Annotated in this window: 14 protein-coding genes; 5 read left to right on the forward strand and 9 right to left on the reverse strand. The window is 52.5% G+C overall.

Going from position 1 to position 15,719, the window contains the following annotated elements; genetic code table 11:
• Window positions 1–20: 20 nt before the first annotated feature.
• From EL216_RS09660 to EL216_RS09675, 4 genes are all read right to left on the reverse strand, one after another.
• Window positions 21–515, reverse strand: coding sequence for a nitrous oxide reductase accessory protein NosL (locus tag EL216_RS09660; protein ID WP_085391021.1), 495 nt, complete (start codon window positions 513–515; stop codon window positions 21–23).
• The gene (locus EL216_RS09665; protein WP_085391020.1) at window positions 512–1,342 is read right to left on the reverse strand and encodes an ABC transporter permease; all 831 of its coding nucleotides are present in this window, start codon (window positions 1,340–1,342) and stop codon (window positions 512–514) included. Before EL216_RS09665 ends, EL216_RS09660 begins: the two co-directional genes overlap by 4 nt.
• A gap of 75 nt (window positions 1,343–1,417) precedes the next feature.
• A complete protein-coding gene (locus tag EL216_RS09670; RefSeq protein ID WP_085391019.1) occupies window positions 1,418–2,311 on the reverse strand; it encodes an ABC transporter ATP-binding protein in 894 nt (297 codons plus the stop codon).
• A 27-nt stretch (window positions 2,312–2,338) separates the two neighbouring features.
• Entirely contained in the window at window positions 2,339–3,640 is a 1,302-nt protein-coding gene (locus tag EL216_RS09675) for a nitrous oxide reductase family maturation protein NosD (protein WP_085391018.1), read from the reverse strand.
• On the opposite strand from EL216_RS09675, the gene EL216_RS11455 reads away from it, so the two are divergent.
• Window positions 3,639–3,761, forward strand: coding sequence for a hypothetical protein (locus tag EL216_RS11455; RefSeq protein WP_267894230.1), 123 nt, complete (start codon window positions 3,639–3,641; stop codon window positions 3,759–3,761). The two genes, EL216_RS09675 and EL216_RS11455, sit on opposite strands and share 2 nt — an antisense overlap.
• A 48-nt stretch (window positions 3,762–3,809) precedes the next feature.
• Here the strand turns inward: EL216_RS11455 and nosZ are convergent, their stop codons facing one another.
• From nosZ to metF, 3 genes are all read right to left on the reverse strand, one after another.
• Window positions 3,810–5,774, reverse strand: a complete 1,965-nt coding sequence (gene nosZ / locus EL216_RS09680) for a TAT-dependent nitrous-oxide reductase (RefSeq protein ID WP_085391017.1) — start codon at window positions 5,772–5,774, stop codon at window positions 3,810–3,812.
• A gap of 126 nt (window positions 5,775–5,900) precedes the next feature.
• A complete protein-coding gene (locus EL216_RS09685; RefSeq protein ID WP_197720457.1) occupies window positions 5,901–8,213 on the reverse strand; it encodes a NosR/NirI family protein in 2,313 nt (770 codons plus the stop codon).
• A 420-nt stretch (window positions 8,214–8,633) separates the two neighbouring features.
• Window positions 8,634–9,473 (reverse strand): methylenetetrahydrofolate reductase [NAD(P)H], encoded by an 840-nt coding sequence (gene metF / locus EL216_RS09690; protein ID WP_085391016.1) that lies wholly within the window; start codon window positions 9,471–9,473, stop codon window positions 8,634–8,636.
• Window positions 9,474–9,819: 346 nt separating this feature from the next.
• On the opposite strand from metF, the gene dapC reads away from it, so the two are divergent.
• The 4 genes from dapC (at window position 9,820) to EL216_RS09710 (ending at window position 13,657) form a co-directional block, all read left to right on the forward strand.
• Entirely contained in the window at window positions 9,820–11,007 is a 1,188-nt protein-coding gene (dapC, locus tag EL216_RS09695; RefSeq protein ID WP_085391015.1) for a succinyldiaminopimelate transaminase, read from the forward strand.
• Between the two features lie 41 nt (window positions 11,008–11,048).
• Window positions 11,049–11,597, forward strand: a complete 549-nt coding sequence (locus tag EL216_RS09700; RefSeq protein WP_085391014.1) for a DNA-3-methyladenine glycosylase I — start codon at window positions 11,049–11,051, stop codon at window positions 11,595–11,597.
• Between the two features lie 45 nt (window positions 11,598–11,642).
• On the forward strand, window positions 11,643–12,842 hold the full coding sequence (locus EL216_RS09705) for an MFS transporter (RefSeq protein ID WP_085391013.1): 1,200 nt from the start codon (window positions 11,643–11,645) through the stop codon (window positions 12,840–12,842).
• A gap of 74 nt (window positions 12,843–12,916) precedes the next feature.
• Complete coding sequence (locus EL216_RS09710) at window positions 12,917–13,657, forward strand: UDP-2,3-diacylglucosamine diphosphatase (protein ID WP_197720458.1); 741 nt, start codon at window positions 12,917–12,919, stop codon at window positions 13,655–13,657.
• Window positions 13,658–13,699: 42 nt separating this feature from the next.
• Here EL216_RS09710 and EL216_RS09715 read toward each other — a convergent pair whose 3' ends face one another.
• Both EL216_RS09715 and EL216_RS09720 read right to left on the reverse strand, forming a co-directional pair.
• Window positions 13,700–14,506 carry a TSUP family transporter gene (locus EL216_RS09715; RefSeq protein ID WP_085391011.1) on the reverse strand — a complete coding sequence of 269 codons (807 nt, stop codon included), beginning with the start codon at window positions 14,504–14,506 and terminating at the stop codon, window positions 13,700–13,702.
• 40 nt (window positions 14,507–14,546) lie between these two features.
• On the reverse strand, window positions 14,547–15,461 hold the full coding sequence (locus EL216_RS09720) for a TauD/TfdA family dioxygenase (RefSeq protein WP_197720430.1): 915 nt from the start codon (window positions 15,459–15,461) through the stop codon (window positions 14,547–14,549).
• Between the last annotated feature and the right edge of the window lie 258 nt (window positions 15,462–15,719).

Genomic DNA, 15,719 nt, shown 5'->3' on the forward strand with positions numbered 1-15,719 from the left:
AGACGGCCTCTGCAATTTCTCTACTTGAAAATATAGGCTTCGGGCATTTCGTCGAAAGTAACCACTCTGCCGCCTTTTTTTTCGGCAAATTTCTGAGCCTGCGCTTTGTCGGCAAAAGGCAGCGCGTCTTCCGCACCCATGCCGCCGATAAAGCCGCTTTCAATCACGTAAAAGGCTTTCTTCGCATCCGTCCACGCATCGTCGGCATTGGGCGTGTTCCAGTCGGTAACTTGGCCCATGTCGGTAACGTAAATGGCGGCGATGCCTTTAGGCTCTTCGGGCAGCTTGGTATAGCCGAACATCTGCCTGACGGTGGAAAACCACACCGGTTTTTCCGGCTGCCCGTTCAAGAAAATCTGCGCTTTAGGGCCGATATGTTCCGAAAGCTGCATGGTGCAATAATGGCCGACGGATTCTTCGGTAATCTGCTGCGGAGGAGGCGGGGCGGTTTCCGGTTCGGTTCCGCAGGCGGCAAGTGCGGCTGCAATGGCGAAGATATAGAGCAGGGTTTTCATATTTGACGGTTCCTAAAAATCCATCCGGCCAACGTAAACGGCACGGCAATCCACAAAAGCTGGGCGGCAACCAGCACGGCTTTGCTTAAGGCGAGTTGCCCGCTCAAGCCGGCCATGCCCGCATACATGGCAGTGTTTTCATAGCCGGTAAGGTTCAGCAGGCGGTAGATGTCGGCGGGGTTGAACAGCAAAACCGTTTCCAGCATCGGTGCGGTAATCGCCTGCTTGGTGTCGGCGACCAAAATGCCGAGCAGTGCCATGTCGAAAATCACTACGAAAAACAGCCATACGCCGATGGCCATGCCCGCTGCCGTGCCGCGTTCTTTGACTTTCGCGCTGATGAGATAACCCATCGCGAGAAAAGACGCACCCAACAGAATGCTGGCGGCAATCAGCAGCAGAAACGGCTGCCATGAAGCGGCATTTGCCATGCCGTAGGCCAGTTGCAGCGCGATACCGGCCAAACCGTAGCCGGCGGCGGTGGCCAGCGTGAGGATAATCAGGTGGCCGCAGAATTTGCCGATTAAAATCTGCCAGCGCGATACCGGATAGCTGAGCAGCAAAGCCATCGTGCCGCGTTCGATTTCGCCGATAACGGCATCGTAGGCCAGCAGCATGGCAATCAGCGGAATCAGAAAAATCGACAGGCTGGACAAACTTACCACGGTGATGGTGAGCGGATCGGCTTTAACCGAGCCGGTGGGCGAGCTGCCGAGAAAGCCGAGCGAAAGCGCGAGTGCGGCTAAGAGCAGGGTGGCGGCCAGCACCCAGCGGTTGCGCAGGCTGTCGCGGACTTCTTTTCCGGTAATAATCCAAACAGGGTTCATGGTTTTCCTTGTTTTCCGATATTGAGGCAGGCCGTCTGAACAGGCGGCGGGCCGTGATGTTTGTTTTCAGACGGCCTATACGTCTTCCCGTTTTAAAAATTCGGCATACATATCATCCAAAGTGGGCGTATGCATGTCGATTTGTCCGATGTTGGCCATGTCGCCCAATTCGAGCAGCAGGGCGGCTTTTTCTTCTACGCCGCATTGCGCGGTGTAGTTGAGGCCGTCTGAACACCGCCAGCGGGCAGGCAGGGCGGCAGGCCGTTTCAAGCGCACGCTGACGGTGGCGGGCAGGCCGCTTTGGCGTTGCAGCTCGCCCATGCTGCCGTCGGCGACTTTGCTGCCGTTTTTCATCACGACGATGCGGTCGGCATGGCCGTTCAATTCGCTCAGGGCGTGGGTACTGAGCAGCACGGTTGCGCCCCCGGTGCTCAGTTCGCGCACGATTTCGTAAAACATCTGCCTTGATGCCGGGTCGAGACCGGTGGTGGGCTCGTCGAACAGCAATACTTTCGGCATACCGAGCAAAGCCTGCGCCAACGCCAGCCGCTGCCGCATCCCTTTGGAATAAGTGCCGACGCGTCTTCCGGCGGCTTGGGCGATGCCGACGCGCTCCAGCAATTCGATATTCCGGCTTAACGGCTGCTTTTTCAGCTTGGCGTAGAAATCCATCGTTTCTTTGCCGGTAAGCGACGGATGCAGTGCAACGGTTTCGGGCAGATAGCCGATTTGGCGGCGGATTTCGGCGGCATGCTTGCCGGAAACGTTTTCCCCCAGCAGCATCACCGAACCTCCGTCGGGCGTAATCAGGCCGAGTATCAGCTTGATTACGGTGGATTTGCCTGCGCCGTTGTGTCCGGCCAAGCCGACGCATTCACCCGCTTGCAGGGTTAAATCGATGTTTTGGACGGCAAACCGGTTGCCGTATTGTTTGCTCACTGCGTTTAAAACAACGTGCGGCGTGCTCATCGCATCTCCTTGTGTGCGGTCGGTTTTTCAGACGGCCTTGTTTTTGATGTTGCCGTATTTTTTTAACGTTTCACTCTGCGGCGGTGTCATCAGCGGCCTGCTGTCGGTTACGCCGCCGGGCAGAATGGCGGGGAACTGCGATTGCGCCCATTTCACGATGCTTACCGCGGGGCTGTTCATCAACAGCCTTGCCACGGGCGCGCGCCAGACGATTTGGTCGATGATGCCGTTGGGGCGGTAGGCGGTGTCGGCGATGCCGTCGCCGTCGAGATCGAAGGCGCTGTTGTCGCTCCAATAATTGCCGCGCCCGTTATCCGTCCAGTCGATATGGCGGGTGCCGACATATTTCACTTGGCTTTGGTTGTCGACGAACGAATTGCCGTAAAACCGGTTGCCTTCCGCCGCAGCGGTAAAGTGGATGCCCATTTTGCAGCCCTCGAAACGGTTGCCGCTGATTTGGTTGTAGTTGGCGTTGTAGATAAACACGCATTTGTCGGCCTTGTCGATCACATTGCCGCTGATTTCGGAATGGTTGGCGTAATTGAGCATCAAGCCTTGGTCGCGGCTGTTGACGGCGATGTTGTCTTTCACTTTCAGCCGCTCGGAAAACATGATGGCGTAGCCTATGCTGTTGCCGTCTGAAAAATTGCCGCTGACTTCGCTGTCGTTGGTATACATATAGTGAACGGCGTAGCGGAGTTTGCTGAAACGGTTGTTTTTAAATTCGTTTTTGGTGCTGGCGTTGGAATAGATACCGTCGCGGCCTTCGGAAATATCGTTGCCGACAACTTTCGACCCGGGCGCGTTCCACACCGTTACGCCGTTGCCACGCTCGTTCAGGCGCAATTCGGTGTCGCCGACGATTTTGTTTTCCCGCACCAAGGCATCATTCGCCCCCCAGATGTACACGCCGACCGAGTTTTCAAAAATATTGTTGTGTTCGACCAAGGCGCGGGCGGCGGATTTGTCGAGAAAAATACCGGCATCCATTGCGGGCAGGCTCAAACCCGAATGGGTAACGGTAAGGTTGCGGACGGTAACGTCGGGAGAGTGCACCGACAGGGTGCGGCCCGTGCGGTCGCCTTTGATTCGGGCCGACCGGTCTTGCGGGCCTTCCAGCGTCAGCGGTTTGTCGATCACGATTTTGCCGCGGTATCCGCCCGCAGCCAGTTTCAGCACGTCTCCCGCCTGTGCGTTGTTGATAACCTGCTGCAAATCGGCACCGGCGGCCACGTTCACTACGGCGGCAGAGGCCGTCTGAAACAGCCCGCAGGCCGTTATCAGCAAAACGGTTTTGGGAAAAGGCGGAGTAAAGGCGGTAGTGTGCATGGCTTTATCATCGGTTACGGTTTTTCAGACGGCCTCTTGCGGTTGGCGTTTCAGTGCGGCGGCCGTGGTTTGCGGCGGTTTTTCACAGCAAAACGGCCTGTGCCGAGCGGTTTCGCTGTAAAGGCCGTCTGAAACAGGCGGGCGGCTCGTTTCAGACGGCCTCTTGCCGTTATTTGGGTTTGACAATCATCTGGCCCGACATTTCCATGTGCAGGGCATGGCAGAACCATTGGCAGTAATACCAGAAAACGCCCGCTTTATTGGCGGTGAACGTTACGGAAGAGGTGGCCTGCGGCGAAATTTCCATCGCAATGCCGTAGCCCTCCAGCGTAAAGCCGTGGGTAAGGTCTTCAATCGTTTCCATATTGGTAACGACCACGGTTACTTCGTCGCCTTCGTTTACTTCAAACTGCGGCACGCTGAATACGGGAGCAACGGCGGTCATGTACACGCGCACTTTGTTGCCTTCGCGGATGACTTTGGCGGCATTTTCCAGCTTCACGCCGTCTTTTTCGGCCAGTTTGAGTGCGTCTTCCCACATCCACGGGTCTTCGCGGTTCCATGTTTTCAGCGGGTTCACTTTGGAAGCGGCCACCAGCAGCATATCGTGCGGTTCGGCAAAGCTCGGGCCGTCGTGCACCAATTTCATTTCGTCGCCGGAAATGTCGATAAGCTGGTCGTTTTCGGGTTTCAGCGGGCCGACGTTCAAGAAACGGTCTTTCGAGAATTTGTTCAGCGACACCAGCCATTTGCCGTCGGCCTCTTTGGTTTCGCCCATGGTGGTATGGTTGTGGCCGGGCTGGTAGTGCACATCCAGTTTCTGAATGATGTAGTCGCCTTTTTTATCTTTGTTTTTATAGGCTTCGATGGCTTTGTCGATGTTCCATTTCACCATCTGGCTGTCGATAAACAAAGTGGTGTAGGCGTTGCCGCGGCCGTCGAAAGCGGTATGCAGCGGGCCCAAGCCCAATTCCGGCTCGGCCACTATCACGTCGCGCTCTTTGATTTTGCCTGCAAACAGATCATCCAGTTTGCGCACGTCGATCACGCTGACGGTGGGCGAGAGCTTGCCGTTGAGCATAATGTAGTTGCCGTCGGGCGAGGCGTTGCAGCCGTGCGGCGAGTTGGGTATGGGAATATAGCGGGTATATTGGGATTTCGCTTCGGCACGGCCGTCGAGCACTTTCATGCCGCCGATTTCTTTGTAATCGCCTTTTTTAATGCCTTCTTCGATGGCGGCGATATTGAACACCACGCACCAATCCTGCTCGTTGGCCGAGGCCTCCTGTACGCTCAGGCCTTTTTCGGAGTTGTAGCAGGTGGAAAACGAATATTTGCCCTGATAGTCGGCATCGCCGTTGTCCAAGTTGCCGTCTACCATCACCTGCCAAGCCACTTCCATGGTTTCGCCGTCTACGCCGGTATAAACCGCCCACCAGTTTTTCTTCGGATCGTCGAGCAGGGTGCCGTTGTTGGGTATCGGCACGATGTGTTCGCCGTTGGCAAACACATAACCCGTTTTTGGATAGCGCTGCGGACGCAAACCGTGCACGCCCGATACGTTGGGGATTTCGAGAATTTTGTCGGTTTTCATCACGTCGCAGCGGATACGCGCCACGCGGTTGTTGGCTTTGTCGTTCACATAGATATAGCGGCCGTCGTAAGTTTGGTCGGTAAACGACATATGCGGGTGGTGCAGGTCGCCGTTGGGCATCACGGGCATATTGTTTTTACGCAGAAACTCGCGGGTGGCGGGCGTGAGGTTGCCGTTGAGGATTTTACGGCTCTCGTTGGTACGCCCCCAGCCGGTGGCGCTGCACATGTTGAACACGGGGATACGCATCAGTTCGCGCATGGAAGGCACGCCCAGTACGCGCAGTTCGCCGCTCTGCCCGCCGGAGCTGAAGCCGTAGTATTGGTCGAGTTCGCCCGGCCCCACGTGAACCGATTGGCCGTCGCCGGTATGCGCCGTGCCTGAAGCGCCGCTGGCTGCGCCGCCGTTACCGCCTTGGCCGGAACAGCCGCCTAAACCCAACAGCCCCGCACCGGCCAATCCCACCCCCGATACGGCAGCCGTGCCTAAAAACGAACGGCGGCTTAAACCGGTTCGGCTTAATTTTTTATCGTCTGACATACAACTCTCCTTGTTTATCATTTATAAAACTCCGGCTGCACGTCTTTTCAGACGGCCTACCGTAACGGGTTGAAAAAGGATTGCGGCCGCAGCGAAAGCGGATTGTCCATCGGTATGCCGCCGTTTTCAGACGGCCTTGCCGGTTTGTTTTTCAGACGGCCTCTTCTCCGTGAAATGCACCACTTGTTCTTGAGGTTGGGTTTGCACCTGTGCCGCCGCTTCCGCTTTGGCCGCCGCTTGTTTGGCTTTCTTTTTATTGGCGGCCACTACTTGCGGGCAGCGGGTGGTGTGGTGGTACAAAACCTGACAATGCAGGCATTGGATACATTCGTTCGGGTTGATTTCCCCCTCGGGATGAATCGCCTGCACGGGGCATTCGTTGGCGCATAGCTGACAGGGGTTGCCGCACATGTGGTAACGGCGCAGCCAATCGAAAATCCGCAACCGCGCAGGCACCGCCATCGCCGCCCCGAGCGGGCACAGATAGCGGCAGAAGAAGCGTTCGATAAACAAGCCCGCCGCCAGCAGCGATACGGCAAACAGCACCCACCACCATTCGCGTACGAATTTCAGAATGATGGCCGTCTTAAACGGTTCGATTTCGGAAAGCCTTTCGGCCAGCCCCAAGTCGTACAGCGACACGCCGAACAGCAGCATGAAAATCACGTATTTCAACGCCGCCAAGCGCGTGTGTACGCCGAAAGGCACGCTGATCTGTTTGACACCGAATTTCTTCGCCATGCGGTTGGTCAGTTCCTGCAAGGCTCCGAACGGGCACAGCCAGCCGCAGAACGCGCCGCGGTTCCAAAACAGCAGCGAAACGGCCGATGCGCTCCATAAAACGAATACGATCGGATCCACCAGGAAATAATCCCAACTGAAGCCGGTGCGCAGGGCAGTGGTAAACGTCAACACGTTAACCACCGAAAGCTGCCCTTGCAGATACCAACCGATGAAAAACAGGCTGAATATCAGGTAAATCAGGCGGAAACGGTCGTAAAACACCGGATATCGCGCCAACGTGTCTTGGAAGAAAAACACCAATACCAGCACCAACAGCGAAAACGAAACCACACCGATTTGCCAAGCCTTGTCCGTCCATATCTGTTTCCACAGTTGCGGCGGTTGCTCTTCAACGGCCGCACCGCCGGCAGAGGCCGTCTGAACAGGCTCCGGCGCGGCTTCAGGCGGAATTTCTACCGGTGGGGCATCGGGATTGTCGGCATAAAAACCCTGCGGCAGTTCGTAATCCAAATCCGCCGTTACGAAAGCCTTGTCGTTCACTCCGACGGTGCGCTGGATCACCAACTGTGCGCGCCACGGTTCGGCGCCGTCGAACGCTGCGTCTTCCGGCACGGTAAACAACGACACTTCTTTGAAATGCGGCGCACCTTTTGCCGCCAGCGCAACCAAACGTTCGTGGTTCAAATCGGTAAAGCGGAAGCTCGTATCGCCCTGCACAATTTCAATGCGGTCGAAAATCCCGCCGCGCACGTAGCCCGAACCTTTCCACGAATAACGCCCGCTGCCGGCAATCACCACCGCCTGCCGCCCGGGTTTCAGACGGCCTTGCAAGGCATTCCATCCTGCTTCGCCGAGCAGACTTTTGCCGATCGACGGTTGTGAAGCCAGCGCTACGTACAGATCGACAAAAGTATCCCCGCCCGGGCCGGCTTCAGGGTGTTTGGCCGCTTCCGCCTTGCTGGCGGTTTCAAACGCTTTGTTGGCATCGTCCACCGTCATGTGCAAGCGGGCGACGGCCTTTTGATTAAGCAGTTCGTCCCACGACAAAATATCCTGTTTGTCGACATTGACCATGCGGCGCGGGCGGGTGTTGGAGGCCGTCTGAACGGCAGCGGAGGCGGGCGGTGCCGATGCTGCCGCGGCAGCCGGTTCGGTTTGCCCGCTGCCTGCCGCTGCCTGCGGTGTACCGAGTTTGTAAGTGTGTGCCACCGTTCTGATTGAACGCTGTATGCTGTCGTTAATCACCATTAGCGTAACCGTTGCCCCGCTGATGATGTCCGACGGCATGCTGCCTGCTTTGGGTGGCGATTTAACGAAATTCAGCCCCACATAATCTTGAATGAACTTGTCGACTTTCGATTGCGGAATCCCGATAAGCACAATCGGCTCGTTGTGCGCCACCAGTTTGGTGCCGGTTATCGTGCCGTCGTTGGCCAGCGCCACCATCGTATCAATCGGTTTGCTTGAATAACCGCGGGTGTTGACCACGTCGGAAGTGATATACACCAAGCCGAGCTGCTCCTGCCCTTTAAACACGCGGGCAATCATAGGTTTGCCTTCGGGTTCGCCATAGCGGTCGGCATTCGGAAAAATATCGGCCGGTTTGACTGTGGCCAGAAATTCGGGCAACCGTTCGGCATGCGCCGCAGGCAGGCAGAACATCAAAAGCGGAAGCAACATCAGCAACACCGCCATCCACCGCTGAAAACCTCGTTCCGCACGATTTACGAACAGGCTGGACATGGATTTTCCCAATCAATACTCAAACATGTTTATTATATGAATCATTTATACGCTGATATTTGATTTAAATCAGACTGTAAATCATTCAAATTATTCCGAGCCTATGATGTTTAATTTTAAAATATATTTGATTTTTAAATAATAAATATGGAATTTTATATCGAAAAAGAAGCAGCGTTTTTATCCGGTTTGATGTATAAAATATGAATGTTAAAGTAGGCAATAACGCCGCAAACGGTGTAATCGTGAAGACGGATAGGCCGACCGGTTTGGAAACGCATATTCCGTATTTAAGACAAAGGCCGTCTGAAAATGTTTCAGACGGCCTTTAAATCGTTTCTGTTCGCAAACTTGGCTGCAAACCCAATCCGATCAATAACCTAACCGTTGGCAAATCGTCGATACCAAACCCGCTTGGTTCAACGTGTAAAAATGCAGGCTGGGCGCACCTTCGCGCAGCAGGCGTTCGCACATTTCCGTAACCACGTCCAAAGCCAACGCTTTAATGGCGGCGGTGTCGTCGGCATAAGATTGCAGTTTCAAACGCAGCCAGCGCGGAATTTCCGCTCCGCAAGTATCGGAGAAGCGCGCCAGTTTGGAAAAGCTGGCAATCGGCATGATGCCCGGCACGATGGGGATATCCACGCCGCGGCCGGTTACGTCGTCGACAAAGCGGAAATAAGCGTCGGCATTGTAAAAATATTGCGTGATCGCCGAATCCGCCCCCGCTTTGACTTTGCGGACAAAATTATTGATGTCGTCTTCCGCGCTGCGTGCCTGCGGGTGATATTCGGGGTAGGCGGCCACTTCGATATGGAAATCGTCGCCGAACTCGTTTTTAATCAGAGAAACCAGCTCGTTGGCGTAACGCAGCCCTTCGCCGCCCACGCCGACACCCGACGGAATATCGCCGCGTAAAGCGACAATATGGCGAACGCCGATTTTTTTATATTCGTTCAACAAATCAACGATTTCTTCATGATGCATGCCCACGCACGGCAGATGTGGCGCGGCAGGCGCTCCTTCGCTCAAGATATCCTGAATGGCCTGCATCGTGCCTTGTTTGGTCGAACCGCCCGCACCGGACGTACAGGAAAAAAATTCAGGATTGAACTGGCTGAGTTGTTTGCGTGTTACCACCTGTTTGGCACGGCCTTCGGGCGTGCGGGTGGGGAAAAATTCAAAACTGAGTTTCTTTTGATTTGAAGTCATAACCAACGGCCTTGTTTATTTTTCAACTGCTGCTAGGTTATGTGCTTAAACCGTTGAAATCAACATAAAAAAGATATTTTTCTGTGAAAAATATTTGTTCTTATATGAATTATATTTTTGCAGCTTGATTTCTTTCGCAAAATTTAATCATATACTAAACTCCTTCTATTTAACGGTGTGGAAAATCCGATGTCTTCCTTCCCAACCGGCAAACCGTTTTCGCGGCAAACCGGCCGTGTTGCCCATAAAACAGTTTTTATGCAGGAAAAACACCGCACTACCTCCCCAAAACCATACTGAATAATGTTAAGATAGCCCGCTCCGAACCAGCTCCCCCGTGCCAATCATGAACCCCTTATTAAACCGACTTCAACCTTATCCCTTTGCCCGCCTGCGTGAAGCCATGCAGGGTATCGAACCGCCGCAAGGCATGAAACCCGTGCCGTTGCACATCGGCGAACCGAAACATACCACCCCAAAAGTGATTACCGACGCGCTTACCGCTTCTTTGGGCGAATTGGAACAATACCCGCTCTCCGCCGGATTACCGGAACTGCGCCAAGCCTGTGCGGATTGGGCAAAACGCCGCTACAACGGCTTGGTGCTGAACCCCGATACCGAAATCCTGCCCGTGCTCGGCAGCCGCGAAGCCCTGTTTTCTTTTACCCAAGTGGTGTTGGAACCCGTTTCAGACGGCCTCAAGCCTGTGGTAGTCAGCCCCAACCCTTTTTATCAGATTTACGAAGGTGCGGCGTTGCTTGGCGGCGGCGAAATCTACTTTGCCGACTGCAATGCCCCCGACTTCATGCTGGATTGGGCGCAAGTGCCCGAACACATCTGGCAGCGGACCCGGCTCGTATTCGTATGTTCGCCCAATAACCCCAGCGGCAGTGTGATGCAGCTTGACGATTGGAAAGAGCTTTTTGCCTTGCAGGACAAATACGATTTTGTGATTGCCTCCGACGAATGCTATTCGGAAATTTATTTCGGCGACGACAAACCCATCGGCGGTTTGCAGGCCGCCGCACAACTGGGGCGCAGCAACAAAGGTTTGGTGATGTTTACCAGCCTTTCCAAACGCTCCAACGTGCCCGGCCTGCGTTCCGGCTTCGTGGCCGGAGATGCCGGATTGCTCAAAGCCTTTCTGCTTTACCGCACCTACCACGGCAGTGCAATGGGCGTGCCGATACAGCGTGCCAGCATCGCAGCTTGGAACGACGAAGAACACGTTAACGACAACCGCCGCCTGTATCAGGAAAAGTTTGAAAAAGTGGTGCCGATATTGCAGCAAAAATTCGATGTCGGCATGCCGGATGCTTCGTTTTACATCTGGCTGAAAGTGCCGGACGGCGATGATTTGGCATTCGCACGGAAATTATGGCGCGAAGCGGCGATTCAGGTGCTGCCAGGGCGTTTTCTGGCGCGCGATACCGAACGCGGCAATCCGGGCAAAGGCTACGTGCGGATTGCGCTGGTGGCTGATGTGGAAGAATGCGTGCGTGCGGCGGAAACCATCGTAGCCTTGTGCCGCTAGTTAGCTGCGGTTAGAAGAAGAGATGAAGAGGCCGTCTGAAAATGAGTTATTGCGATTTCGCCAATGCCTTGCCGCACGGTACGGACAATCCGAACAAATACTATCACGACCATGCCTACGGTTTTCCCATCGACGACGACAAAGCATTGTTTGAGCGGCTGGTGTTGGAAATCAATCAGGCCGGTTTGAGCTGGACGCTGATGCTGAAAAAGCAGCAAGCTTTTCAGACGGCCTATTCGGGTTTCGATATCGCCGCCGTTGCCGCCTATTCCGAGGCTGACCGCGAACGCTTGCTGAACGATGCGGGCATTATCCGCAACCGTTTGAAAATCAATGCCGCCATTTACAACGCCGGGCGGATTTTGGCATTGCAGCGCGAATACGGTTCTTTTAAAAACTGGCTCGACCGCCACCATCCGCGAAGCCTGCCGGAATGGACGAAACTGTTTAAAAAGCATTTCAAATTTGTCGGCGGCGAGATTGTGAACGAATTTTTGATGAGCACGGGCTATCTCAAAGGGGCGCATGTGGAAAATTGTCCGGTTTATGCGGAAGTATTGCGGCACAAACCGAAATGGGCGGAAGGATAACCGAATCGGCCGGAATGCCGTCTTAAACCGATTAAAGCAGATTTCATGAATACCGACGCTCCGTCTTATGCCGAACCCGACCTTTTGTTGATGCTTGCCGTCATGCTGGTTGGCGTGTTTGCATTTATCCAAGTGTATTCCGTGCAGGCCGTTTTGCCGCTGTTGATACGGGATTTGCACGCAACCGAAGTGCAGGCGGGTTTGGCGGTGGGCGCGACGGTGCTCGGCGTGGCGTTGGTGTCGCCGTTTATGGGTATGCTTTCCGATGCGGTCGGCCGCAAAATCTTTATTGTCGGCTCGCTGTTGTTTCTCGGCGTGCCGACGGCTTTGCTGGCCACGTCGCAAACCATCGAGCAGATGATGTTTTACCGCTTTTTGCAGTGCATCGCCGTGCCGGGGATTACGGTGGTGCTGATTGCTTACATCGGCGAGGAGTTTATCGGCACGGCATTGGCGCGGCTGATGTCGCTGTATGTGGCGGGTACGGTGTTGGGCGGCTTTTCGGGGCGGTTTTTGCTCGGACACCTCAGTGAAATGATGGGTTGGCGCGCAGCGTTTTACGTGATGGCCGGCTTGAGTTTGGCCGGTGCGTTTTTTGTGTGGAAGCAGTTACCGAAGTCGAAACGGTTTGTGCCGAAGCCCGATTTTCAGACGGCCTTGAGCACTCTGCGCGGCCATCTGTACAACCGTTATGTGTTGACGGCCTGTGCACTCGGCGCTTGTGTGCTGTGTTCGCTGGTCGGCTGTTTTACCTACATCAACCTGCATTTGGCCGAAGCACCTTACCGCCTCGACAGCGGCAGCTTGGCCAATATTTTCACCGTGTATTTAATCGGTATGGTGATTACGCCTTTATCGGCCAAACTGATTAACCGCTTCGGCAGCGCACGCACGGTTATGACAGCGGTGGTGTTTTCCATGACCGGCGTGCTGGCTGCGTCGGTTGAGCCGCTGGCGGGGATTGTCGTCGCTCTGGTGCTGATGTCGTCGGGTGTGTTCGTTACGCAGGCGGCCACCATCAGCTATATCGCCGTCAACGTAAAAGAAGGGCGCTCGCTGGCTTCGGGCCTGTATTACATGGCTTACTACGGCGGCGGCACCTTCGGCGCGTGGCTGTGCGGGCTGGCATACCGACAAAGCGGCTGGCACGGCGTAGTATGGGTGCTGCTGGGCGTGCAAGCGCTGGCTTTGCTGATTGCAGGCAAAGGCATGGAGAGAACCAAAATAGTGAAGGAGGCCGTCTGAAAAAGACTGCACAATTTACCTTGAGAATTTAAACCCTAAGAATGCCGCAATTTTGAATATCCGAATAAAACATGATGCCCAAAACCGTATTTATCGCTGATTTGCATTTGTCCGACGATACGCCGGAATTGAACCGTTTGTTTTTCCAAGCGCTGGAAAACTGGCGGGGCAACGCGGATGCGCTTTACATACTGGGCGACTTGTTTGAAGTATGGCTGGGCGATGACGTATTAAGCGACACCGCTGTTCAGACGGCCTCGGCTTTAAAAGACTTCGGCCGAACCGCACCGGTATATTTTATCTGCGGCAACCGCGATTTTCTGCTCGGAAAACGTTATGCCGTCCAAGCAGGCATGACGCTGCTGCCTGAAAACCAAACCGTCGAACTTTACGGCAAAACCTATCTGATTACCCACGGCGACGAAATGTGTACCGACGATATTTCCTACCAACGCTTCCGCCGCATCATCCGCCGGCCGTGGCTGCAAAAACTGCTGCTTGCCCTGCCGCAAAGCCGCCGCCGCAAAATCGCCGCCAAAATCCGCGCCGCCAGCAAACAGAAAAAGCAGGCGATGGGGCATACGCCCGTTTCCGACGTAACCGAGCAAGGCGTTCAGACGGCCTTAAACCACTACCCGCAAACCGAAGCGCTTATCCACGGCCACACCCACCGGCCGGCGGTACATGAACATAGTTGCAACGGCCGCACGGTAAAACGCTATGTGCTGCCCGATTGGTACGGCGGCAGTGGCGGCTATTTGAAAGTATCGCCCGCAGGAGTGGAAATGGTGGTATTAAAAACAGAGGCCGTCTGAAATTCAGACGGCCTCTGTTTTTAATAAAAACTCTTAAGGCTTTTATCCTGCAACGGCTTTATAAATCATGGTACACATGATCAAGCCGACAGTAACAATTAAAACTTTTTTGATAATTTCACCATTACTGTTAATGGCATGCAAGCTGCCAAAATGATTGCCGACTAAATTGGCAAGAATCATGGGGATGCCTATTAAAAAAGCCATTTTCCCCGCAAGTAGAAAAGCCACAAATGCACCGATATTAGAAGCAAAATTGAAAATCTTCGAAGTGGCAGATGCTTGTAATAGGGTTAATTTGTTGATGATAAATAATGCAATGATAAAAATACTTCCTGTTCCAGGGCCGAAAAATCCGTCATAAAAACCTACTATCAGACAAGTGATGAAAACAGCAAAAGCAGACTTTTTAATTTCGTTAGATTCACCGCTGTCGGCTTTTGCAAGCAGCTTTCCTTTAAACAGGGTGGCGAAAAGACCTATGGGCAGAAAAGCTAAAATAATGTAACTAATCACATGTGCAGGAAGCATCAAAATAACTTTTGCGCCGATATATGCGCCAATTAATGCTGAGACAATTCCTACGGGTATGATTTTCCATACAATAGAGCTACTTTTCATAAAATTTTTAATGGCAGCAAGCGTACCTATTGTGCTGACCAGTTTTTCCTGTGCCAGAGCTACTTGTGGGGGTAGGCCTACCATTAAGAAAGCGGGAATAAGGATCAACCCGGCTCCTCCGGCGATGGCATCGATATAGCCTGCAACTAAAGAAGCTAACACCAGCAGGCCTAAACCTATGTAAAAATATTCGGCAATAATGCTACCGTCAACAAAAATAGAATCCATATAAATCCTTTATGAAATGATTAAGTGAAATAATACAGGGTTATGAAGTTTTAAGATGATGTTTGCAGCTGGGCGTAACCAAACAACAATCGGAAGGCTTTTGGTATAAACCGAATACGCGTAGCAGCCATCGGTCTTTGCCATTGAAAAGAGGCTGAAATCCATTTCTGGTATGTAGTGTTTTTTGATTGTCAAATGTAACAGCCTGTCCAGGTTGGAGATAAAAAGATTTCCAAATAGATTTATCTGTTGAAATCTGTTTGAACTTGTCTAGTGCACAGATATGCTCGGGGCTGTGTTGAGTAGATAAATTATGATAGTCAAATCTTGAAATATATGAGTTATCAGACTCCTGAATCAGTAAAGGTAAGTTACTAGAAGAGTAGTTGCCTTTGAAAGAAGCAGGTCTGTTAACTGAAAATACAGGGTCTTGCAAAAGCAGTTTTTCTTCGTTGGATAAGAAAGCCAGTATATCGTTTAATAATAAAATGCTGGTTGCCACTCCTTCGTGTTGCCTTAAGCAGAGTAAGGTTAATGTATCTGGAGAAGGAGTTTTAATCGACTGTTGGAGGTTTTCACTACGAAGTCGTAAATCAGGGTTATCTACATGAGGGTAAAAAGTTTCATTTGAGCCGTAAGAGCTGATTTGCTTCTCTAAACCTTTTCGAGGCACTACATGGCGAATAAGTTGGCCATCATTTTCACCTTCGTAAACAACAGGATAAAGGTTTAAAGCATGCAAATAGGCAAGCAGGGAAATTGAGGTAGTCGGAATATCAGAATTATGAACAAATCCTGTTTCAGTTGGGGTGTCCGGTAAGAAGCTGTCAATTTCTATTTGACTGAGTGTAAAGGAATTAGATTTTAAATTATTAAGATCAGCAGAAAATTTTATATGGAAATCATGTTTTATGCTGTGAGCAACAGCTTGCTGGTATAAGGTGTTGTTATCCAAAAAAATCTCCTTGAAAAAATAATGGGATTGAGCTTAACTTTGTGAGCGTGTTCTTGGAAAAGCAGATTGTCTACAATTTTACAAATAAGGTCAATATATATTTTAAATTATTCATTATGTTATGATATTTGATTGGTGGAATATTTTTATTTCTTCCTGCGTTTGCTTGGAATAGTAAAAATTTTAAAATATTTATCCACAGAAATTTCTGCTTGGAAAAACCCCATCAAACCCGCAAAAGCGTTTAAAATTATCCCC

This window comes from Neisseria animaloris, assembly GCF_900637855.1.
Lineage (GTDB): Bacteria > Pseudomonadota > Gammaproteobacteria > Burkholderiales > Neisseriaceae > Neisseria > Neisseria animaloris.